General features: G+C 73.1%; 20 protein-coding genes and 3 pseudogenes. 14 read left to right on the top strand and 9 right to left on the bottom strand.

Features of this window, described 5'->3' with window-relative positions:
- A complete protein-coding gene (locus tag HHL19_RS20665; RefSeq protein WP_169091734.1) occupies positions 1 to 669 on the bottom strand; it encodes a GntR family transcriptional regulator in 669 nt (222 codons plus the stop codon).
- Positions 670 to 847: 178 nt separating this feature from the next.
- Here HHL19_RS20665 and HHL19_RS20660 point away from each other — a divergent pair.
- A pseudogene (locus HHL19_RS20660) lies at positions 848 to 1,597 on the top strand (TIM-barrel domain-containing protein); the annotation flags it as partial.
- Between the two features lie 166 nt (positions 1,598 to 1,763).
- Positions 1,764 to 2,108: a hypothetical protein gene (locus tag HHL19_RS20655; protein WP_169091732.1), complete on the top strand. Its 345-nt coding sequence runs from the start codon at positions 1,764 to 1,766 to the stop codon at positions 2,106 to 2,108.
- Between the two features lie 13 nt (positions 2,109 to 2,121).
- Here HHL19_RS20655 and HHL19_RS20650 read toward each other — a convergent pair.
- Both HHL19_RS20650 and HHL19_RS20645 read right to left on the bottom strand, forming a co-directional pair.
- Positions 2,122 to 3,031: pseudogene (locus HHL19_RS20650) on the bottom strand (IS5 family transposase).
- 121 nt (positions 3,032 to 3,152) lie between these two features.
- Positions 3,153 to 4,052, bottom strand: coding sequence for a hypothetical protein (locus tag HHL19_RS20645; RefSeq protein ID WP_169091730.1), 900 nt, complete (start codon positions 4,050 to 4,052; stop codon positions 3,153 to 3,155).
- Positions 4,053 to 4,327: 275 nt separating this feature from the next.
- Here HHL19_RS20645 and HHL19_RS20640 point away from each other — a divergent pair, with 275 nt between their 5' ends.
- Both HHL19_RS20640 and HHL19_RS20635 read left to right on the top strand, forming a co-directional pair.
- A complete protein-coding gene (locus HHL19_RS20640) occupies positions 4,328 to 4,849 on the top strand; it encodes a hypothetical protein (RefSeq protein WP_169091728.1) in 522 nt (173 codons plus the stop codon).
- A 157-nt stretch (positions 4,850 to 5,006) separates the two neighbouring features.
- Entirely contained in the window at positions 5,007 to 5,861 is an 855-nt protein-coding gene (locus tag HHL19_RS20635) for an alpha/beta hydrolase (protein ID WP_169091726.1), read from the top strand.
- 87 nt (positions 5,862 to 5,948) lie between these two features.
- Here the strand turns inward: HHL19_RS20635 and HHL19_RS20630 are convergent, their stop codons facing one another.
- A complete protein-coding gene (locus tag HHL19_RS20630; RefSeq protein ID WP_169091724.1) occupies positions 5,949 to 6,452 on the bottom strand; it encodes a hypothetical protein in 504 nt (167 codons plus the stop codon).
- Between the two features lie 253 nt (positions 6,453 to 6,705).
- Between HHL19_RS20630 and HHL19_RS37490 the strand changes: the two are divergent.
- Together HHL19_RS37490 and HHL19_RS20625 are read left to right on the top strand one after the other, a co-directional pair.
- A pseudogene (locus HHL19_RS37490) lies at positions 6,706 to 7,152 on the top strand (transposase); the annotation flags it as partial.
- A 42-nt stretch (positions 7,153 to 7,194) separates the two neighbouring features.
- A complete protein-coding gene (locus HHL19_RS20625) occupies positions 7,195 to 7,797 on the top strand; it encodes a GNAT family protein (protein ID WP_346768318.1) in 603 nt (200 codons plus the stop codon).
- Between the two features lie 85 nt (positions 7,798 to 7,882).
- On the opposite strand, the gene HHL19_RS20620 is transcribed toward HHL19_RS20625, so the two are convergent.
- Positions 7,883 to 9,064, bottom strand: a complete 1,182-nt coding sequence (locus HHL19_RS20620) for an MFS transporter (protein ID WP_240981742.1) — start codon at positions 9,062 to 9,064, stop codon at positions 7,883 to 7,885.
- A gap of 151 nt (positions 9,065 to 9,215) precedes the next feature.
- On the opposite strand from HHL19_RS20620, the gene HHL19_RS20615 reads away from it, so the two are divergent.
- A complete protein-coding gene (locus tag HHL19_RS20615; RefSeq protein WP_169091720.1) occupies positions 9,216 to 9,530 on the top strand; it encodes a metalloregulator ArsR/SmtB family transcription factor in 315 nt (104 codons plus the stop codon).
- A 7-nt stretch (positions 9,531 to 9,537) separates the two neighbouring features.
- On the opposite strand, the gene HHL19_RS20610 is transcribed toward HHL19_RS20615, so the two are convergent.
- The gene (locus HHL19_RS20610) at positions 9,538 to 9,759 is read right to left on the bottom strand and encodes a hypothetical protein (protein WP_169091718.1); all 222 of its coding nucleotides are present in this window, start codon (positions 9,757 to 9,759) and stop codon (positions 9,538 to 9,540) included.
- On the bottom strand, positions 9,756 to 10,220 hold the full coding sequence (locus tag HHL19_RS20605; protein ID WP_169091716.1) for a hypothetical protein: 465 nt from the start codon (positions 10,218 to 10,220) through the stop codon (positions 9,756 to 9,758). Before HHL19_RS20605 ends, HHL19_RS20610 begins: the two co-directional genes overlap by 4 nt.
- Before the next feature lie 93 nt (positions 10,221 to 10,313).
- Between HHL19_RS20605 and HHL19_RS20600 the strand changes: the two genes are divergently transcribed.
- From HHL19_RS20600 to HHL19_RS20580, 5 genes are all read left to right on the top strand, one after another.
- A complete protein-coding gene (locus HHL19_RS20600) occupies positions 10,314 to 11,153 on the top strand; it encodes a helix-turn-helix transcriptional regulator (RefSeq protein ID WP_169091714.1) in 840 nt (279 codons plus the stop codon).
- The gene (locus HHL19_RS20595) at positions 11,150 to 11,341 is read left to right on the top strand and encodes a DUF397 domain-containing protein (RefSeq protein WP_169091712.1); all 192 of its coding nucleotides are present in this window, start codon (positions 11,150 to 11,152) and stop codon (positions 11,339 to 11,341) included. The genes HHL19_RS20600 and HHL19_RS20595 overlap by 4 nt, the downstream gene beginning before the upstream one ends.
- Positions 11,338 to 11,784 (top strand): pyridoxamine 5'-phosphate oxidase family protein, encoded by a 447-nt coding sequence (locus HHL19_RS20590; protein WP_346768317.1) that lies wholly within the window; start codon positions 11,338 to 11,340, stop codon positions 11,782 to 11,784. Before HHL19_RS20595 ends, HHL19_RS20590 begins: the two co-directional genes overlap by 4 nt.
- 30 nt (positions 11,785 to 11,814) lie before the next feature.
- The gene (locus HHL19_RS20585) at positions 11,815 to 12,234 is read left to right on the top strand and encodes an Imm10 family immunity protein (RefSeq protein WP_169091710.1); all 420 of its coding nucleotides are present in this window, start codon (positions 11,815 to 11,817) and stop codon (positions 12,232 to 12,234) included.
- A 270-nt stretch (positions 12,235 to 12,504) separates the two neighbouring features.
- Positions 12,505 to 13,659, top strand: coding sequence for a Cmx/CmrA family chloramphenicol efflux MFS transporter (locus tag HHL19_RS20580; RefSeq protein ID WP_346768316.1), 1,155 nt, complete (start codon positions 12,505 to 12,507; stop codon positions 13,657 to 13,659).
- Here the strand turns inward: HHL19_RS20580 and HHL19_RS20575 are convergent.
- Both HHL19_RS20575 and HHL19_RS20570 read right to left on the bottom strand, forming a co-directional pair.
- The gene (locus tag HHL19_RS20575; RefSeq protein ID WP_169091708.1) at positions 13,619 to 14,185 is read right to left on the bottom strand and encodes a hypothetical protein; all 567 of its coding nucleotides are present in this window, start codon (positions 14,183 to 14,185) and stop codon (positions 13,619 to 13,621) included. The genes HHL19_RS20580 and HHL19_RS20575 overlap by 41 nt on opposite strands.
- A 74-nt stretch (positions 14,186 to 14,259) precedes the next feature.
- Complete coding sequence (locus HHL19_RS20570; protein ID WP_169091706.1) at positions 14,260 to 17,160, bottom strand: glycoside hydrolase family 3 C-terminal domain-containing protein; 2,901 nt, start codon at positions 17,158 to 17,160, stop codon at positions 14,260 to 14,262.
- A 90-nt stretch (positions 17,161 to 17,250) separates the two neighbouring features.
- On the opposite strand from HHL19_RS20570, the gene HHL19_RS20565 reads away from it, so the two are divergent.
- Entirely contained in the window at positions 17,251 to 18,048 is a 798-nt protein-coding gene (locus HHL19_RS20565) for a beta-galactosidase trimerization domain-containing protein (RefSeq protein WP_346768315.1), read from the top strand.
- A 14-nt stretch (positions 18,049 to 18,062) separates the two neighbouring features.
- Positions 18,063 to 20,288 carry a glycoside hydrolase N-terminal domain-containing protein gene (locus HHL19_RS20560; RefSeq protein ID WP_169091973.1) on the top strand — a complete coding sequence of 742 codons (2,226 nt, stop codon included), beginning with the start codon at positions 18,063 to 18,065 and terminating at the stop codon, positions 20,286 to 20,288.
- Positions 20,289 to 20,308 lie beyond the last annotated feature (20 nt).

Below are 20,308 nucleotides of genomic sequence, written 5' to 3'. Positions count from 1 at the left end.
TCACTCACTGTCCAGGGGGTTCAGGGGGTTCAGGGGGTTCGCGGGGAAGGCCCGGTCCACGAACGAGGCGATGTGGGCGTGCACCGCCCGACGCGCCCCGTCGGCGTCGCCGGCGGCGGCGAGCCGCAGGATCTCGTCGTGTTCGGCGGCTTCCCGCTCCCAGGAGGGGACGGCGGCCCAGGCGACGGTGGAGACCAGCGCCGCCTGGTCGCGCACCTCGTCGAGCATCCGCCCGAGCAGCGGGTTGCCGCAGGGGAGGTAGAGCGCGCGGTGGAAGGCCCGGTTGGCGAGGGACCGCTGGGCGGGATCCTCGGCCTCGGCGGCCCGGGCGAGCGCCTCGTGGGCCGCGTCGAGGGAGGCCCCGGAGGCGACCGTCCGGCGGACGGCCTCCGGCTCCAGGAGCAGCCGGACGTCGTACACGGCCCTGGCCATGTCCGCGTCCACCATCCGTACGGTGACGCCCTTGTACTGGTTCATCACCACGAGGCCGCTGCCGGCGAGGGTCTTCAGCGCCTCGCGCACCGGAGTCTTGGACACCCCGAAGCGCGCGGCGAGTTCGGCCTCCACGAGGGCCTGCCCGGGTCTGAGGCCCCCGGTGAGGATGTCGTGCTTGATCGCCTCCAGGACGTACTGGGTCCGGGAGGGGATGGGGCTGGGGGCATAGGGCATGGAGCACTCTCAGATCTCGTGTACGACGTCTCGTGTATCGCGTCTCATATATGACGTACGAAGTGCAACGGGCATGAAGCTAGGGCGGCGCCGATGTTTCGTCAATGCTTCGCGCAGGGTTGATAGAAAGCGTTTTCCGTGACGGGTCGTCCTGAGGGGACGGAGGGGCCGATGGGGCCCCCTTTTCGACGAGGTCGCCGCCGGATTCCTGGTGCGGCGGCCGAACGGCGACGTCTGGCAGCGGGACCTCCGGCAGCCCGGCATGGCCCTCGTCGACTTCACGAACCCCGCCGCCCGCACCTGGTTCCAGGGCAAGCTCCGCCCCCTCCTCGACCGGGGCGTCGACTCCTTCGAGACCGACTTCGGCGAGCGGATCCCCACCGACGTCGCCTGGCACGACGGCTCCGACCCCGAGCGCATGCGCAACCACCGCACGCACCTCTACAACCGCACCGACTTCGAACTCCTGGAGAAGGAACGCGGCCCCGACGAGGCCGTCCTCTTCGCCCGCTCGGCGTCCGCCGGCGGCCAGCAGTTCGCCGTCCCCCCTGGGGCGGCGACTGCTGGGCCTCCTTCGAGGCCATGGCCGAGTCCCTGCGCGGCGGCCTCTCCCTCTCCCTCAGCGGCTTCGGCTTCTGGAGCCACGACATCGACGGCTTCGAGGGCACCCGCGAACCCGAGGTCTTCACCCGCTGGCTCGCCTTCGACCAACTCTCCTCCCACAGCCGCCTGCACGGCGGCGACTCCTACCGCGCCCCCTGGGAGTTCGGCGAGGAGGCGGTCGCCGTGGAGGCCCACACGACGGGCGTCCCCGAGCGGCGAGGTCGAGGTGTACGTCCCCGAGGACACCTGGACGCAGTTCCTCACCGGCGAGCGGGTCACCGGCCCGTGCTGGCGCCGCGAGACCCACGCGCTGGACAGCCTCCCCTGTACGTCCGCCCCGACGCCGACCGCCCCGACGACCACGGTCGCGGTCCCCGACCACCGCGTCCTGACGGGCGACTGGGGATCCGCGATGGATCGACCGTGCCGTAGCCGCCCCTAGCCGCGCCTAGGTTCTGTCCGGCGGATCACGACGTCGTAGGCTGCGGCGCATGCATAGGACGCTGACCGAGCACGCCCGGTGTCTTTACGGAGATGAGTACCGTCCGACACCGGAGTGCGAGCAGTCGCACGACGAGCACTACTTCCTGGAGGAGCTCACCTTCGCCGACCCGGACGCCATCCTCGCGATGCTGCGCGAGCTCTGTCCCCACATCGCAGACGGCAACCTCCCCGTGCGAATCCGCAACCTCGCCTACCGGCTCGTCCTCCTCCAGCGTCCAGACGACCCGGCCTTGCTACGGGAGGCGGCCGAAAGCCTGTGGCTGCACGGTCCGGACTGGGACGGCATAGCGGCGGAGCTCACGGAAAGGGCTGAGGAGCTGGAGGCGCGCTGACGGAACCAGCTCGTCAGGGCTTGAGCCACAGGCGGATCGAGGCCACGGTCGCGGTGCCCGTGAACACGTAGGCACGCTTGTCGTATCGAGTGGCCACGGCCCTGGAGTGCTTGAGTTGGTTGATCGTGCGCTCGACCTCGTTGCGGCGTTTGTAGATCTCCTTGTCGAACCCGACCGGCCTGCCGCCTCGACCACCTCGGCGACGGCGATTGGCCCGCTCGTCCCTCGGTTCCGGGATGGTGTGCTTGATCTGCCGTCTGCGCAGGTGGCACCGGCTCCGGCGGGAGCTGTGGGCCTTGTCGCCGCCGAGGTGATCGGGGCGGGTGCGCGGGTGGCCTCCGCCGGGCCGCTCGACCCGAATCCGTTCCAGCCCCTGGATCAGCCGCGGGCTGTCGCCCCACTGGCCGGGCGCGATCAGCAGGGTCAGTGGCCGGCGTCCGCCTTCACCGGCGAGATGGATTTCGCAGCTCAGGCCACCCCGGGAGCGTCCGAGTCCTTCGTCGGGGCGGTGCTGCCGAGGCGTTGATCTTTTTGCGGGACTCGCGGTGTTCTTCGTGAGGCTCCGGCCGCATGCCGGTGGGCCAGGCACACGGTCGAGTCGACGCTGACCATGCTCCAGCCCACCCGACCGTGGGCATCGGCATCGGCATCGGCATCGGTACCGGTATCGGCCAGGACCGCCTGGACGATCCTGTCCCGGATCCCGTCCGCGGACCAGCGCCGATGCCGTTCATAGACGGTCTTCCAGCTCCCGAAGCGCTCGGGCAGATCACGCCACGGAACCCCGGTGCGGACCCGGAGCAAGATCCCGTCGGTCACCCGACGGTGTCGCACCACCGCCGGCCCCGGGCATCGGACTTCGGCAGATGCGGTTCAAGCCGCACCCACTCGTCGTTCGTCAGATCTCCCCGCCCCGCGACCAGAACAACGACCCATCGTCAGACGGTCACAGGATTCGCCGGGCAGAACCTAGTCCCTGACCCGCCTGGACACGGCAGCGGCCCCCGCACGCTGCGGGCTGCTGCCGGGGTCCCGATGGCGCCGTTACGGCTTCGCGCAGATGACGAACAGCTCGAAGTCGGCGTTGCTGCGGCTGTCGGTGGACTGGGCCCACCAGCCGTCCCTCCTGCCGGTCTCCGCGGCCTTGGCGGGCCGGCTGGCGGACAGCGAGGCCCCCACCTCCTCGCGGCCGTTCATCCCGCCGCCGATGACGATCTTCCCGTCCGGGCACGTGAGCAGCCCGCCGACCGGGTTCTCGCCCGATCCGGAGTAGCGGCCGACCGACAGCTCGGGCACGGGTGAGGAGCAGACCGCGTAGGCCGTGGTGGTCACTTGGGCGCCGTAGTCGCTGTGGAGGTTGTAGCCGTCGACCTTCCACTGGTTCGCGGCGGTCGCCCCGGACCCGTAGGCCGGGTAGGACGAGCTGACGCCGGCCGCTTCGCCCTCGGCCCGGCTGCCCCCGCCGAGGATGACCTTCCCGGCCGGGCAGGTCGCCGCGGTGCCCTGCGAAGGGACGGCCGAGGTCACACTGTTGCTGACCACCTCGTACCCGCCGGGCAGCATGGCGCATACGGCGTAGGTCGTGACCGTCATGGGCGCCACGTCACTCCAGAGCCATCGGACGGAGGAGGTCCACCCTGTCGCGTAGCCGGGCTCCCCGCCGCCCATCCGGGGGACGGACTCGACGATGCTCAGATTTTGTGCGGTCGATTCCGCCTTCGCCTCCGTGCCGCCGCTGATGGCCACCCTGCCGCTGGGGCAGGTGACTTCCTGCTGCTCGAAGCTGCCGATCTGCCCGCTGGTCGTGACGATCTGGACGTCGTGGAGACCGTCGTCCCCCGGCTCCCCCGGCGCCGCCGGCGCCGGGGCGCCGGCGGTCAGGACCAGCGTCCCCGCGGCGGCGGTGAGAGCGGCGGCGGACTTGAGCCGTTGCAGAACACCCATGGATTCCCCTCTGAATGATCACAGTTCGAATGCGGGCGTGATCATTGCATGACTCTCCGTGTCCGGCGTCCCTGTTCGAAAGCCCCTGGGGCAGCGCTCATCGCCGGTTCAGCCTCTCGAAGCCCCGCGCGTCGAACGCGGACGGTTTACCCGCTCGAATGCCCGCCCGGCCTACGGCCCCGAGCATGAGAACCCGACCTGGCGCAGCGTCAGGACGCGACAGCGGCCGCCGTGTACCGCAGTGGTCGAGCCGAGCCGGCCCGACGCCCGGACGCTTGTCGACCGCTTCCGGTGCGTGGGAGCATCCGGGCGTGAGCCGAAAGGACTGGGGGGTGCGGGTCGCGGCGCGGGGCGTGGTGCTGCTGTCGACGGCGGTGCTGCTGGCCGGGGTGCCGGCGTGCGCGAGCGTCTCCGTGCGTTGCGGCGAGAGCTGCGCCGGGAAGGAATATCCCCCCGCGGGGCACGAGGTCAGGTATGACGACGGGCTGATCGTCAGCACATACCCCGGTGAATGGGACGAAGACAAGAAGAAGCTCAGGTTCCGCATCGACCTGAGGAACTCAGGGACCGTGCCGATCCCCGGCGGAAGGACGGAGGTCCGACTGTTCGAGTCGAAACGAGCCTGGACCCTGCGGCAACACACCCACGACCACAGCCTTGATCAGGAGATCCCGGCCGGTGCTGTCGTCACGGGTTACGTCGTACTGCGCACCGGAGGGCTGAAGCACCTGGACGTCAACGTCATGGTTCGCCCGCGCGACGGTGACGACATGGCCCGCTGGTCCGTCGTCGTCTGAGCCGGACCGGTGCGGCCGTGGTGCCCGACCGGGCGGCGTCGAGGAGGCCGGCCAAGGCGCGTACGACGGTGACGACATACGACGATGTACGGGAACGGGAACGGGAACGGGGACGGGGACGACGGCGACGGCTTCGAGACCAGCGGGAGGCAGCACCATGGAACAGGCCGACATCGGCGGCCAGGCGGACTTCTTCGCGGCGTACGACGAGATGCTGCGACGCTGGCCCGCGGACGTCACCGGCATCGACGTGCCGTCGCCGTACGGCAGTACCAGGGTCCACGCCTGCGGCCCGGCGACCGGCGCCCCGCTCGTGCTGCTGCCCGGAGGCGGAACCACCTCCATGGTGTGGTTCGGCAACGTCGCGGACCTCGCCCGCGACCACCGGGTGTACGCGGTCGACCTGATGGGCGACATCGGCCGCAGTGTCCACGACGGGGCGCCACTGCGCGGCGCCAAGGATCTGATGGTGTGGCTGGACGCGGTCCTGGAGGGGCTCGGCCTCGGGGAGACGAGGCTGTGCGGCCACTCGTACGGCGCCGCGATCGCGCTGCGCTACGCACTGCACGCGCCCCGCCGCGTCAGCAGACTGGCTCTGCTCGACCCCACCGACACCTTCGCCGGGCTGAGCCCGCGCTATCTGCTGCGCGCGCTCCCCACCCTCCTCAGACCCACCCCCGCGCGACAGCGGGCCTTCCTGTCCTGGGAGACCGGCCGGCCTCCCGAGGACCCCGCGTGGCAGGACTTCCTGGACAGCACCACGTCGGCGGCGCGGTCCAAGGTCGTCGCCCTGCGCCGCCCCCGGCCGGAGGACCTGAGGGCCTGCACCGTTCCGACCCTGGTCCTCCTGGCCGGACGCAGCCGGGCCCACGACGCGCGACGGGTGGCGGCCACGGCCCGCGACCTGCTTCCCGAGGCCGACGTCACCATCCTGCCCACCGCCACCCACCACTCCATCCCCACCGAGCAGCCGGCCGAACTCAACCGCCTGCTGGCGCGGTTCCTGGTCTGAGCGGAGCGCCCGGCGCGCCACGACGCCCACCCGGGTGGCGGGCGGGCGTCTGCGCGAGGGCGGTACGGGTGGTACGGGTGGCGCGGATCAGCAGTTCTTGATCTTCCAGATCGGATCCCAGTTCCACCAGGAGGGAGCGATGGCGGGCGCGGTCGAACTGTGGACGACGCCGCCGGAGGAGTTGTAGAAGCGGGCGACCGTGCCGTTGGTCTGGGAGTTCTTGAAGCCGCCGCCGTCACCGCCGCCGCTCCAGTAGGACAGCGAGTACGTGTTGCAGCGGTACAGGTCGAAGACCTTGTACTTGCCCCGGGTCGGATCCCATACGCGGGCGCACAGGCGCCCGGTCGGGCAACTGTAGGTGCCGTCGGTGACGTAACGGACGCGCTCGGCGGCCGGAGAGATAGTCGGCGCCGTCGCCCTCACGCCCACCTCGGCCGGCGTGTCGGCCGGAACGACGGTGACCGTCGCCGCGGTGTCGCTCACCGACCGGTCGGCGGGAGCGGCGGCCTGGGCCGGCACGGTGGCCAGGAGGCCACCGACGGCCAGCCCCACCCCCGCGACGAGCGCTGCGAGCCTTCGACGTAACTGCATGCGTGGTCCTCCGTGTCATCGTCGGAAGAAGATGCGTACGCGGACCATTGTGTGACGAAACCACCGGACCAACAGGGAAAGTCGGGAGATATGGCGAGAAGGCGCCAGGCGGGCTCGTAGGCCGCGCCCGCGCCCCCATGGCGACCTGGAGCGTGTCTCTTTGATCAACTGATCGGCTGATCGGATGTGTCCGTACGGTTAGTGATCACTGATCCGATCCGTGGACGACGGTGGGCCAACCGCTGCCGAACCGCAGGTGGGCTGGACGGTCTCGGCGGACCCCACCGTCTGCCGGGCTCACCGGCATTCCGCCGGAGCCAGGGGAAAGGGGCGCCCGAGGTTCACCTGGCCAGTGACAGCCGGGCACGACCTGTGTCCGTCCATGTCGCTGCCGGCCAGGCCGGTGACGCGCCGGCCTTCGAGGCGGTCAGGGCCGGCATCCGGATTCCACGAAGCGAGGTCGGCGGACCAAGAACCCGGCCCGCGTTCGTCCTCGCTGAGCGAGCCTGTTCTTCCCGCGAGATCCGTGGGGCGTCTCCGGCGCCGAGGGATCCGGGCCGTCATGCCGCAGCCCGCGGACCAGGTCGGCCACCACTTACGCCGAGGCCGCGCCGGAGGCCGCCCGCCCGGCTTCGCCGTCAAGACGTACAAGGAGCGCAACACCGTTGGACGGTGCATCGCCCGGCTCAAGCAGCGGCGAAACGCGGTGGTCCCGGTCTGGAGACACCCATAGCATCCGCCTGTGACCGAGAACATCAGGATCGAAGGCGACGAGCATGACGCAGAGGCCGAAAGGGAGCTTTCCTGGCGGGCCGAGTCCGTCGGCCTCGCAGCACTCGACATAGGCGACGCCGAACTCATGCACAGCTGGAGATCCGACCCCGTAGCCGCCCACCACATAGGCATCTGGCCACGCTCACTCACCGCCGTGCGCGACCGCATCGAGCGTGACATCGAAGACGACGATCGCGACGACTTCCTCATCTACCCTTCTGGGAGCGCCCCCGTTGGCTACGTCGCACTGACCAGCCAGAACATCGTCAACGGCACAGCCCAGGTCGAGCTGATGCTCGCTGCTCGACATCGCGGGCAAGGCCACGGCACCGCTGCCCTGGACGCCGTGGTGGACCTGGCCTTCGGTGAACTTCCGATGTATCGGCTCACGGCGGAAACGCACACCGACAACGTCCCCGCGCTCGCCGTCCTCGCCAAGTCCGGCTTCACCCAGGAAGGAGTCAGCCGCGCCGCCTGCCTCCACCGCGGCCGCCGCCACGACCTCGCCGTGTTCTCGCTACTCCGCCCCGAGTGGGAAGAGCTGAACCGCCCTCGTGCCTGGGACGCCTGACCGGCGGGGCGCTTGTTCGACACCCGGCCCAGCCACGCGCCACACTCCTCAGAGCATCAAGGAGTCGGGCTCCAGTCCCGGGCCGTCACCGCACCGCCCGGTGAGCCGCGCTCCCGGCCTCCGCCCCCGTGTGTGCGGGTGCGACAGGCGGGGCGGGCAGGCGGGTCGTGTGCCAGTGCCACAGGAGGGCGAGGACGGTGACGGCGGCGGCCACCGGACCGAGCGACGCCGGGGCGAGCCCGAACCAGTCCTGCGCGAGGCCGCCGAGCCCACCGCCGAGCGCGATCCCGACGTACAGCGCCGACGAGTTGAGGCCGAGCAGGACCGGCGCGGAGGCCGGGCCGAGGGCGATGAGCCGGTGCTGCTGCGGTACGACGATGATCCCGACGGTGACACCCCAGACCGCGCCCCAGACCAGGGTGGACGGAAGGGTGCGGACCGCCGGCGGGGTCAGCGCCAGGGCGAGGGCGGCGACGGCCAGGGTGCCGGTGAGGACGCGGGCGGGGGAGTGCCGGTCGACCAGACGGCCCGCCGCGACGTTCCCGGCGAGGGTGCCGAAGCCCATGACCAGCAGGACCAGCGTCGTCCACGACGCGCTGCCGCCGGTGGCGTCCCGCAGGGTCGGGGCGATGTACGTGTAGAGCGTGTACGTGCCGAGGAGGGCGAGCGAGGTGACCGCGAGCAGCCCGAGGACCCGCCCCTGCCCGAGCGGGCGCATCCGGTCGGCCAGGGAGGCGGCGGGCAGTTCCACCCGGGGCAGCGCGACGGCGATCCCGATCGCCGCGAGCAGACCGACCCCGGCGACGGCCCACAGCGCCAGCTGCCAGCCGGCACTCCCGACCAGCGTCCCGAGCGGCAGCCCCAGCGCCGTCGCCAGCGTGAGCCCGCCCAGGACGAACGCCAGCGCCCGGCCCCGGCGTTCCGGCGGCGCGAGGGCCGCCGCCGTGCTGGACGCGGCGGCGGTGATCGCGCTCGCGCCCACGGCGGTGACGACACGCGCCGCCATCACCACCCCGTAACTCGTCCCCAGCGCGGTCACGGCGTTCCCGACCACGAACACGCCCAGCGCGACCAGCAGCGCCGACCGCCGGTCCAGACCGCCGGTCAGCGCGCCCGTGACCGGCGCCGACAGCGCCAGCGTCAGCGCGAAGACCGTGACCAGCTGCCCCGCCGCCGGGGTCGACACGTCCAGGTCCTCCGCGATGGACGGGAGCAGGCCCGCGATGACGTAACCGTCGGTGCCGACGGCGAACGTCGCCAGGGCCAAGGGGAGGAGTCTCTTCAGCACGGGCGCGTGCCGCCTTTCCGGAGCGGTGCGGAGACGGGGACCACCGGCACTGTAGGCAACACATGGATGCTTGTCCATGTATCCATGTATGGCTAGGCTGGAACCCGCCACGGGCGGAGGGAGGAGAGCGATGCGCGAGGTCACCCACCCGGCGACCGGGGCGATCCGGCTGGTCGAGGTGCTGCGCGCCCTCGCCGACCCGGTACGCCTGGAGATCGTGCAACGGCTCGCCGAGACCGGCGAGGAGAGCTGCAACGCCCTCGCCGGGGACCTGGACGTCCACCAGACGACCCTCTCCCACCACTACCGCGTCCTCCGCGAGGCCGGCGTCACTTGGACCACCGTCCAGGGCCGGTCCCGCCTGGTCCGCCTCCGCCGCGACGACCTGGACGCGCGCTTCCCCGGCCTGCTGGCCGCCGTCCTGGCCGGGGCCGGGGCCATCTGAGCCCGCTTCAGCGGCCGCCCTCGGCGGTGACGAGCGCGATGTACTCCAGACACACGGCGAACGTCCTGTGCCCCGTCGCCGCCGCGTGCGCCTCGCACCCCGTCGCGGCGCTCGCCGGCACGGGCTCCGACTCCCACGCGCACCCGCCGTCCATGCAGCACGCCGTCACGGTGACCTCGGACTCCGGCCCGGGGTGCGGCCGCAGCGGGTAGACCGGCAGGGTGCTCACGGCCGCGCGTCCGGGAGCGTCAACTTCGGTGTGGTGTGCGGGTGGTTGCGGATCTCGACCCGGCAGTCCGCGGCGGCGGAGTGGTCCTCCCGGTGGCGGTGGTGCCGCTCCCACTCCGCTGCGAGCGCGCACGGTGCGCAGCCCGGTGCGGGCAGGGCGGGCGGAGGCGGCTCGGCCGACAGCACGACCGGCGGCTCCGGCCAGGTCTGCGGTGCGGGTGGCGGCTCCATGGCCGTGACCGGGCGGGTGAGGATGCGGATCAGTGCGCTCTCCCTCTCGCTCGGCCGCCGCAGGCCTGCGGGCGCGGCCGTCCACTCGGTGCCGCCGCCGGGCGGCTGCAGGTGGAGGAGGGACCCGTCCCAGGCGGTGACTCTGCCGAGCCGAGGGGTTCCCTCGGTGGTGTCTTCCGCCAGGTAGGTGCCGAGGGTGGGGAGGGGGGTTGGGGGGTCGGTTGCGGGCATGAGCTTCCTCTCTGTAGTGAATCCACTACGGGGTGCACCCAGCGTGGCGTACAGTCGAAGAGTCCTCAACGGACGGTTTTCTGGGGGAGAAGCATGGGCTACCGCAAGAAGCTCGATCCGGACGGCGGGCCCCTGGCGGCGTACGGGGCACGTCTGCGCAGGCTGCGTGAGGAGCGCGGCTGGACGCAGGAGGAGTTGGCCGCGCGCACGGGGTACTCAAGTAAGCACATTTCGGGCGTCGAAATTGGTAATCGATCCGCAACTCTCAAATTTTCGGGAGCGGTTGACGAGGCGTTCGGACTGGCGGGAAGCGGGCAGTCGTTCGATCGCGAGTGTCGACGGGTGCGGCACGGCGTGCTGCTGGAGGGCTTTCCCGAGTACGTCGCCCAGGAACGCAAGGCAGTCGAGATCCGGATGTTCGAGATCGGGATCATCCCGGGACTTCTTCAGACACCCGAGTACGCACAGGTTGTGGCGGACAGCTCCGTCGCGCGTGGCGCCACCACGGTGGATCAGGCCGCGGAACGAGTGAGGGTCCTGGCGGAGCGCCAACAGATCCTGGCGCGGGATCGACCGCCGATGCTCTTCGTCGTGATGGACGAGAGCTGCATCCGTCAGTCGGTCGGCGGCCCCGAGGTGATGGCCGCGCAGCTCGACCGGCTCGTCGAGTTCGCGGGACAGCCGAACACCGTCCTTCAGTTGGCGCCGTTCGCCATGGGGGAGAGGCGCTCCCTCAATCGGCCCGTCACCCTCGTGAGCCTGGCTGATCGATCCGTGCTCTCGTATGTCGAATCGCAGGCCCAGGGCCACCTGGAGCGGGGAAGCGGCCCGGTGGCGTCCATGCTCGTGCTCTACCATCAACTAGCAGCGGAATCGCTCTCCCAGGCGGACACCGTGGCCATGATCAAGGAAGCACGAAAGGGCATGCCGTGACGACCGAGTCCCCCCGCTGGTTCAAGTCCTCCTACAGCGCCGACGGCGGGCAGTGCGTCGAAGTCGCCCACAACCTCGTCCCCACCCTCGGTCTCGTCCCCCTCCGTGACTCGAAGGTGCCCGCCGGACCGAGCCTCTCCCTCTCCGCCGCCGCCTTCGTCGACTTCATCGAGTCCGTCAAGCAGTGATACGCGACAGCGCGCAGCGCATCCGTGAAGTCCGGGAGCGGCTGGCGCGCGAGATGGACGTCTGGGTCGCCTCCGCAGGTGCGGACGGTGGGCCGTACCTCGTGCCGTTGTCGTTCTACTGGGACGGGACGGACGTCTGGCTCGTGACGCGGTACGGGAATCCCACCGGGCGGAACCTCGCCGGGAACTCCAGGGCGCGGCTCGCACTCGGGGACACTCGGGACGTCGTGCTGGTGGACGGCGAGGTCACTGCGTACACGCAGGACGAGGTGCCGGGGGACGCGGCGGACGGGTTCCGGGAGAAGACCGGGTGGGACGCGCGCAAGGCGGGGCCGGCGTACCGGTGGTTCCGGGTGCGGCCCGTGGCGGTGCAGGCGTGGCACGAGGAGCCGGAGCTGGCGGGACGGCAGGTGATGACGGGCGGTGAGTGGGCGGACGGCTGACGGGCGCGACGAGTCTGGTAGAACACGCGTATGACCTACAGATTCGTGGCGAACATCGCCTACGGCTGGCACGACGAGCTTCCGCCGGGCGCGTACTGCCCGTCGGCCGGCGTCATCGAATCGGAGGACGAGGAGAGCTTCGCACTCGAATTCCAGAGCTTGATCGAGGAGCCGGACGAGCAGAACGTCCGCCTCGGCTTGGACTCCTACTGCGTCGTGACCCCCGACCAGAACACCGCGTACGGCTGCGTGCGCACGGTGGAGCTGTCAGGAGACCTCCTGCGGGTCACGTTCGACCCCGCGCGCTTGGACGACCTCGGCCTGGACGACCCGGTGGTCGAGGCCGTCCTGAACGCGCCGCCCGAGGACGTCGCCCGCATGCGCGAGGCCCTCGTCCGCATCCTCGCCTACGGCCGCTCCGACGCGCTGCCGATCGTGCTGGCGAGCTGAGTCCGCGGAATTCAGGTGCGGGGAAGCGAGGGGCGGGCATAGCGTGCCCGGCATGGCAAGCCCCGAGGCATCCAGAGCGGGGGGCTCGCGGTCACACCGCCAGCCCCTGGACCTCCGCACACTCTGAGCCGGTGAACAACCGCCGACCGCCGCAGCGCCCCGCGCCGTGCGGCCGGTCGGGCATGCCCGCGCTCTCGCGGAGCGGGCCCGGCGGTGGTGACGCGACGACATCGACGTCCTTCGTCCCTCTCGCCCCGCCTCGGAGCATTCGTGTCCCTTCCGCTTCCTCTGTATCCGCTCGCCCTGGCCGTCTTCGCCATGGGCACCTCGGAGTTCATGCTCTCCGGGCTGCTGCCGGAACTCGCCCGTGACCTGGGGGTGGGGCTCGGCGCAGCCGGTTCGCTCACGTCCGCCTTCGCCGTCGGCATGGTCGTCGGCGCGCCGGCCACGGCTCTCCTCGCCCGGCGGTGGTCGGGGCGGGCCGGGCTGCTCGTGTGCGTACTGGTCTTCCTCGCCGCGCACGTCGTCGGCGCCGTGACGGCCGGCTTCCCGCTGCTCCTCCTCAGCCGGGTCGTCGCCGCCCTCGCCAACGCCGGGTTCCTCGCGCTCGCGCTCGCCGCGGCCACCGCCATGGTCCCGGCGGACCGGAAGGGGCGGGCGCTCGCCGTGCTCCTCGGCGGGACGACCGTCGCCACCGTCGTCGGCGTGCCGGGCGGCGCGCTGCTCGGCGAACTCGCCGGGTGGCGGGCCGCGTTCTGGGCCGTCGCCGTGCTGTGCGTGCCCGCCGTGCTCGGGATCCTGTGGGGCGTGCCCGGCGGAGGCAGTGCCGAACAGGTTTCACCACGCGGCGAGTTGCGCGTCCTCCGGGCGCCCCGCCTCCTGCGGGTCATCGTGCTCGCCGCGCTCGTGAACGCCGCCACCTTCGGCGCGTTCACCTACCTCGCGCCGGTCGTCACCGGGACGGCCGGGCTCTCCGCGGCCTGGGTCTCCGTGGCGCTCGTGGTGTTCGGGGCGGGGTCCTTCGCCGGGGTCACCGTCGCGGGGCGGTTCGCGGACCGGCGGGCCCGGCGGCTGCTCGCCGTGGGCGGGCCCGCGCTGCTGGGCGGGTGGGTCGGGCTCGCCGTGCTCGCCCACCGGCCGACGGCGCTGCTCGGACTGCTGCTCGTGCAGGGCGCGCTGTGCTTCGCCGTCGGCGGGACGCTCGTCGCGCGGATCCTGTACGAGGCGGCCGGAGCGCCCGTGCTCGGCGGGGCCTGCGCCACGGCCGCGCTCAACGTGGGGGCCGTGGCCGGTCCGCTGGTCGCCGCACTGGTCCTGGAACAGCCCACCGGGCCGTTCCGGTCGGCCGCGGCGCTCGTCGCCGTCGCGCTGGTGTGGGCCGTCGTCAGCGGTAGTCGTCGGGGTGGTCCTGCATCCAGGTGTTGATGAAGTCCCGGGTGCCGATGAGCTCCTTCTGGTGCTTCTTCAGGTTCGGGTAGGAGGCGTCGCCGGCGAGCGTCTCGTTCAGCTCCGCCATCCGCGCGATGGGCTCCGGGAAGTGGCCGGGGCCCTTCGGATCGGCCTTCATCGCCATGTCGAGCTCCTGGAGCTCCTTGTGGACGCGGCCGAGGAAGTACGAGCAGTCCGTCGCACAGGAGTCGTTGAGCGTGGCCTGGAGGGTCGCGAAGGCATCGCGGACCTTCTCGCCGGAGGCGGGCGCGGACGGGTCGTACGCGGGCGTGGCGGTGGCGGGCGTGGCATCGTCGGGCAGGGCGTCGGGGCCGTCCGGCGCGGCCGTGGGCTCGGCGGCCTCGGTCGCCTCCGGTGCCGCCGAGGTCGCCGCCGTCGTCGTGGGCCTCGCCAGGTCCTCCGCCGCGGCGTCCGACTCGGGGGTCGCGCCGCAGGAGACGGCCAGGGCCGCCAGGGCGGCGGCGACCAGCGCGGCCCGGCGTACGGGCGACTTGTGGATCATGTGGGTTCCCTCCCCTGTGGCATGGACCGGGCGAGCCTAGCCGGGCCGTGACACAGGGGAGCCGCCCGGGCCCGTCACCCGGCGAAGGCGAGGTGCGCGAGGCGCAGCGGACCGCGCAGCTCGACGCGCAGGTCTGTCACGTCGCGGACGTGACAGGGGGCGCCGACGGTGGTGCAGCTGTACCGGCCGCCGGTCGGAGGCAGCGTCAGGCGGGCGAGTTCGCGGTCACCGGCGGAGAGGATCACCTCTCCCTCCCCGGCCGCCGTCACCGCCACCTCCGTCACCCCGTCGCCGAAGTCGCACGCCCGGTAGAGGAGCGTGCCCGGCACGCCGGGGTCCGCCGGGGTCAGCGCGTCGCCGGAGACGCGGCTGCGGTCGACGATCACCGTGCCGGTCTGCTCGTCGTAGTCGGCGGCCTCCAGGCCCGCCTCCCGGACCGGGCGCGGGCCCGGCGCCTCGCCGGCCAGCTCCACGCGGACGGTGCGGCGGACGTCCGCCGAGGACGGGCCCGCCAGGAACTCGTACGCGCCCGGCTCCACCGCCCACCGGCCGTGCGCCACGTCCCAGTACGCCAGCGCCGACAGCGGCACCGTGAAGGCGAGCGCGGCGGTGGCACCGGGCGCCAGGTGGATCCGCTCGTGGGCGACGAGCGCGCGGTGCGGGCGCGGCACGCTCGGGGCGACGGGCCGCACGTACACCTGGACGACCTCGTCCGAGGCGGCGGCGCCCGTGTTGGTGACGGTGCAGGAGATCCGTACCTCCTCCGCGCCCACCGCCGCCGTCAGGGCCTCGTAGCCGAAGCGCGTGTACGTCAGGCCGTGGCCGAAGGGGAAGAGCGGGGTGCCGTCGAAGTAGAGGTACGTCTGCCGGCTTCCGATGACGTCGTAGTCGAGGAGGTCCGGGAGGTCGGCGTCGGAGGCGTACCAGGTCTGCGGCAGCCGCCCGGCGGGGGAGACGTCCCCGGCGAGGGCGCGCGCGAGCGCCGTCCCGGCGGCCTGGCCGCCGTGCGCGGTCCACAGGAGCGCCGGGAGCGCGGCGGCCGCGTCGGGGACCGCGTACGGGTAGGAGGAGACGAGGACGAGGGCCGTGCGCGGGTTGGCGGCGTGCGCGGCCCGCCACAGGCGGTCCTGGTGCGGCGGGAGCGCGAGGGTCGTGCGGTCCTCGGTCTCGCGGCCGTTGATGTGCGGGTCGTTGCCGGCGACGACGATCACCGTCCCGGCCCCGGCCGCCGCCCGGGCGACCGCGTCCTCGCCCCGCTCGACGGTCTCCACCGTGAGGACTTCGGCGGATTCGCGCGCGGCGGCAACCTTAACGCCGTCGGCGGCGACAGAGACGTAGCCACCCGTCCCGAGGTGCCGAAGGAGGAGCCCGCCCTGTCCGCCGTCGTCATGGGTCTCGAAGCCATGGGTCTCGAAGCGGAACGTCTCCTGGACGACCCAGCCGCCCGGCTCGTCCGCGGAGGCGCGCACCAGGCCGTCCTCGGCCACCGACAGGTACCGGCCGTCGGGGGCGCGCAGCGTCAGCACCCCGTCGCCCCAGTCGATCAGGTCGAGGATCGAACCCTCGGCGTCCGTCGTCAGCGGCGGCAGGTCGGTACGGCCGGCGAGCAGCGCCGGGTCGAGCGCGACCTCCGCTTCCCGTGCGGACTCCCCGGCCGCGGCCGCGGCCGGGGGCTCGGGGACGCGCAGCGCCCGGCCGTCGGCGGTGCGCAGCCGGATCCGGTCCACGCCCTCCGCGAAGTCCACCCGGTCCGCGCCGAACCGCTCCCGGATGCCGTCCAGCGGAGACGAGCGGCGCAGCAGCGCGCCGCTGTACCAGTCGAGCTTGGCGGCGTCGGCGAGCAGCCCGACGACCGCGATCCGGCCGTCCTCCCGCAGGGGCAACAGGGGTGTCTCACCGGCGGGTTCGTTGCGGAGGAGGACGAGCGCCGCCTCCGCCGCCTCGCGCGCCAGCTCGCGGTGGTCCACCGTGTCGTACGCCGTGCCGTACGCCGACTCCTGTGCGTACGGGTCGAGTTCGGGGTCGAACTCGCCGAGCAGCATCCGTACGGTCAACTGGCGGCGGACCGCGCGGTCCACGTCCGCCTGGTCGATCAGGCCCCGCTCCAGGGCCCGTTCCAGCCGTCCCAGGACGATCGTGCTGTCGGTGCCGTGGTCGGTGAAGGAGTCGACGCCCGCGCGCAGCGCCGCCGCGAGGGCCTCCTCGTGGGTGTCGAAGTACGCCTGCGAGTCGCCGAGGTTGCTGGGCGCGCCCGCGTCGGAGCAGACGAGCAGCTCCTGCTCCGTCCACGTCCGCAGCTCCGACTCCAAGTACGGGGAGAGGTGGTTGGGGCGGCCGTTGACCAGGTTGTACGCGGGCATGACGCCGGCCACCGCGCCCGCCTCGACGGCGCCGCGGAAGGCCCGGAGGTCGTACTCGTGGAGCACGCGCGGGCGGACGGAGGCCGAGGAGGTGTCGCGGGCCGTCTCGTTGTTGTGCGCGAGCCAGTGCTTGAGGACCGGCGCCGTGCGCCAGTACGTGGGATGGTCGCCGCGCAGGCCGCGGGTGAAGGCGACGGCGATCGCGGAGGTGAGCGCCGGGTCCTCCGCGTAGCCCTCCTCGCCGCGGCCCCACAGCGGGTTGCGCAACAGGTTCACGGTGGGCGCCCACACGTTGAGGCCGACGCGGTCGTCCTTGGCGCGCATGACCCGCGCCTCGCGGGAGACGGCCTCGCCGACCCGGCGCACCAGCTCCGGGTGCCAGCTCGCGCCGAGGCCCACGGCCTGCGGGAAGACGGTGGCCGGGCCCATCCAGGCGACGCCGTGCAGCGCCTCCTGGCCGGTGCGGAAGGGGGCGAGCCCGAGACGTTCGACGCCGGGCGCGAACTGGTGGAGGAGAGCGAGGCGTTCGCCGGGGGTGAGGCGGCCGACGAGGTCGGCGACGCGTGCGTCGACGGGGAGGGCAGGGTCGCGGAAGGGCGGCCGGTCTGCGGTCACGTACGAGTCCCTTGGACGGCGGCCGCCGACGGGCGGCCGGAGGTTTCGAAGCGCTTCGATGCTTCAGCCCTCCGGAGTGGGTGTCAAGGCGTGGGCTCCCGCCACTTCCCGTCGAATCCACGGGAGTCGAAGGCATCCGGCCCCCTCCGCCTCGGCCCCCGCGTCGCCGGCAGCCGCCTCCCCGCAGGCGGGATCGCCGTCCTCCACGACCGGGACTCCTGGTGGGTCCAGCGCCACGGAGGCGCCCTCTCCGACCGCCTCGACCAGGGCGACCTCGTCCGCATCCGGCACCGCGCCCTCTGGGAGGCCGGCCTCCCCGCCACCCTCGCCCACCCCCGCCACGACCTCACCGCCCACCCCCTCGGCGTCGTCCCCCACCTCCACCTCCTCGACGACGCGGCCCTCGACAACCTGGAGCGGTACGTCGCGGGACGCTGCCGGCTCGTCTGCGGCCCCGGCGAGCACGCCGACGGCGGCACCTTCCACGGCACCCTCTGGTCGAAGGAGCTGGTCCCCACCCGCGGCGCCGAGGGCCTCGCCGCCTACCGGGGCGGCGAGCTCGACAGCCGCCCCGCCGTCCTCCGCCACGGCCGCACCCGCTACCTCTCCACCCTCCCCGAACCCGCCGCGCTCCGCGCCCTCCTCGCGGAAACCGCCGCAGAGGCGGGCGTCGGGCCGGTCCTCGCCGGACTCCCCGACGGCGTCGAGGCCGTCCGCCGCGGAGACCTCCTCTTCCTCCTCCACCACGGCCACGAGCCCGTCACCGTCACCGTCACCGTCGACGTCACCGTCCCGGGCCGCCAGCGCGACCTGCTCACCGGCACCACCGTCGACTCCGCCCTCACCCTCGACCGCTTCGGCGCCGCCGTCCTGGAGGAGCACCCATGACCGGAAGGGCACCCATGACCGGAGGAGCACCCGTGACCGGACCCGTGCACGGCACCTGGGAACCCGCCCCCGCCACCCGCTGGGAGGACGCCTTCCTCACCGGGAACGGCCGGCACGGCGCCCTGGTGTACGGCGACCCCGCCGACGACCGGGTGATCGTCACCCACCACACCCTCGTACGTCCCCACCACCGGCCCGGCGACACCGACCCGCCCCGCCTCGCCGACCGGCTCCCCGCCCTCCAGGACGCCCTCCTCGCCGGCGACCTCACCGCCGCCGAGACCTTCACCGACGGTCGCCCGCTGCGCTGGATCCAGCCCTTCCACCCGGGCTTCCTCACCCGCCTCCGCGCCGCGACCCGCCGGGGGGACGGCGCGACCCGACGCGACGTGGACTTTTCCACCGGCGTCGCCACCGCCACCGCCGGGACCCGCGTCAGCCGGGTGTTCGCCTCCCGCGCCGACGACGTCCTCGTCCAGTACGTGACGGAGCCCGGGCCCCGCGTCGCCGTCGAGCTCGACCACCGCCTCGACGGCGTCCCGCCCGGCCTCGCCACCGGCCGCGGCATCGCCACCGCCCTCGGCGAGAGCCTCCTCACCCTCCACGCCCGCTATCCCGGCTCCGCCCTCGGCTACACCGGCGTCACCCTCGTCGTCGCCGACGGCGGCCGCACCACCCTCACCGACCGCGGCATCCGCGTCGACGGCGCCCGCGGACTCCTCCTCCTCACCCGCGTCCACCGCCACGACGGCCCGTACGACCCCGCCGAGGAAGCCGCCGCCCTCCGCGCCCTCGCCGGGGACGACGGCCCCGCCGCCGCGTACGCCCGCCTTCTCGACCGGCACACCGCCCGCCACACCGCCGCCTACCACCGGGTCGCCCTCGACCTCGACGCCGATCCCGTCGAACGGGCCCTTCCCGGCTCGGAGTTGCTCGCCCGGCCCGCCGGGACCGCCCTCCTCGAACGGCTCTTCGCCGCCGGCCGGCACCACCTGCTCTCCTCCTCCGGCCTCTACCCGCCCCGGCTCTGCGGACTGTGGACCGGAGACTGGGACACCGCCTGGTCCGGCGGCTTCACCACCGACGCCAACCTCGCCCTCCAGACCGCCTCCGCCGTCGCCGCCGACCTCCCCGAGGTCCTCGACGCCCACCGGAACCTCATCCGGGGACAGTTCGCCGACTGGCGGGACAACGCCCGCGCCGTCTTCGGCACCCGGGGCGTCGTCGCCCCCGCCCACACCGACGGCGAGAGCGGCCACACGTACCACTTCGACCGCGAGTACCCCCTGCACCTGTGGACCGCCGCCGCCGACTGGCTCCTCGCCCCGCTCCTCGAAGCCGACGAGGCCGACGGCCGCCGCGACCCCTGGCTCACCGGACTCCTCCTCGAACTCGCCGACTTCTACGAGGACTTCCTCACCCGCACCGGCCCCGACGGGAACCTCGCCGTCGTCCCCTCCTACTCCCCGGAGAACCGGCCGCGCGGCGGCAGCTGGGGCGCCGTCAACGCCACCATGGACCTCGCCGCCGCCCGGCACGCCCTCACCGCCGCCGCCGACCGCGCCCCCGCCGACCGGGCCGCCCGGCTGCGGGCCCTCGCCGACCGGCTCCCGCCCTACCGCGTCAACGGCGACGGAGCCCTCGCCGAATGGGCCTGGCCCGGCCTCGGCGACCGCTACGACCACCGGCACCTCAGCCACCTCTACCCCGTCTGGCCGCTCGACGCCATCACCCCGTACGACACCCCGGGCCTCGCCCGCGCCGCCGCCCGCGCCCTCGCCCTGCGCGGCAGCGAGAACGACTCCGCCCACGGCCACCTCCACCAGGGGCTCATCGCCGCCCGGCTCGGCGACCCGGCCCGCACCGGTGACGCCCTCCGCCGGGTTCTCGACGGCGACTACTTCCACGCCTCCCTGATGAGCGCCCACTATCCGAAGCGGGACGTCTACAACGCCGACGCCGCCCACGCCCTGCCCGCCCTGCTCGTCGAGGCCCTGGTCCGCTCCACCCCCGGGCGGCTCGTCCTGCTGCCCGCGCCGCCGCCCGGGCTCTGCGCCCGCGGCCGGCTCACCGGGGTGCGCACCCGCTTCGGCGCCCGGATCGACCTGACCTGGGCCCCGGGGACGTACCGGGTCGTGCTCCGCCCCGCCCGCGACGCCGCGATCGAACTCTGCGCCCCCGAGGGGAGGCGGCGGCTCGCGCTGCGGGCGGGCGAGGAACACGTCCTCGTCAGTCCGTGAACCGGCGGGCCGGCGGCGGA

This window comes from Streptomyces sp. R302, assembly GCF_012927245.1.
In the GTDB taxonomy this organism is placed as follows: Bacteria; Actinomycetota; Actinomycetes; order Streptomycetales; family Streptomycetaceae; genus Streptomyces.
Note: the sequence above shows the minus strand (reverse complement) of the source record. Positions and strands in the feature narration are given on the sequence as shown.

What these genes read in the sequence shown, in the direction of transcription:
- HHL19_RS20665 (WP_169091734.1), bottom strand. Translation starts at nt 669, where the DNA reads ATGCCCTATGCCCCCAGCCCCATCCCCTCCCGGACCCAGTACGTCCTG.
- HHL19_RS20655 (WP_169091732.1), top strand. Translation starts at nt 1,764, where the DNA reads ATGCATAGGACGCTGACCGAGCACGCCCGGTGTCTTTACGGAGATGAG.
- HHL19_RS20645 (WP_169091730.1), bottom strand. Translation starts at nt 4,052, where the DNA reads ATGGGTGTTCTGCAACGGCTCAAGTCCGCCGCCGCTCTCACCGCCGCC.
- HHL19_RS20635 (WP_169091726.1), top strand. Translation starts at nt 5,007, where the DNA reads ATGGAACAGGCCGACATCGGCGGCCAGGCGGACTTCTTCGCGGCGTAC.
- HHL19_RS20630 (WP_169091724.1), bottom strand. Translation starts at nt 6,452, where the DNA reads ATGCAGTTACGTCGAAGGCTCGCAGCGCTCGTCGCGGGGGTGGGGCTG.
- HHL19_RS20615 (WP_169091720.1), top strand. Translation starts at nt 9,216, where the DNA reads ATGCGCGAGGTCACCCACCCGGCGACCGGGGCGATCCGGCTGGTCGAG.
- HHL19_RS20605 (WP_169091716.1), bottom strand. Translation starts at nt 10,220, where the DNA reads ATGCCCGCAACCGACCCCCCAACCCCCCTCCCCACCCTCGGCACCTAC.
- HHL19_RS20600 (WP_169091714.1), top strand. Translation starts at nt 10,314, where the DNA reads ATGGGCTACCGCAAGAAGCTCGATCCGGACGGCGGGCCCCTGGCGGCG.
- HHL19_RS20585 (WP_169091710.1), top strand. Translation starts at nt 11,815, where the DNA reads ATGACCTACAGATTCGTGGCGAACATCGCCTACGGCTGGCACGACGAG.
- HHL19_RS20575 (WP_169091708.1), bottom strand. Translation starts at nt 14,185, where the DNA reads ATGATCCACAAGTCGCCCGTACGCCGGGCCGCGCTGGTCGCCGCCGCC.
- HHL19_RS20560 (WP_169091973.1), top strand. Translation starts at nt 18,063, where the DNA reads ATGACCGGAGGAGCACCCGTGACCGGACCCGTGCACGGCACCTGGGAA.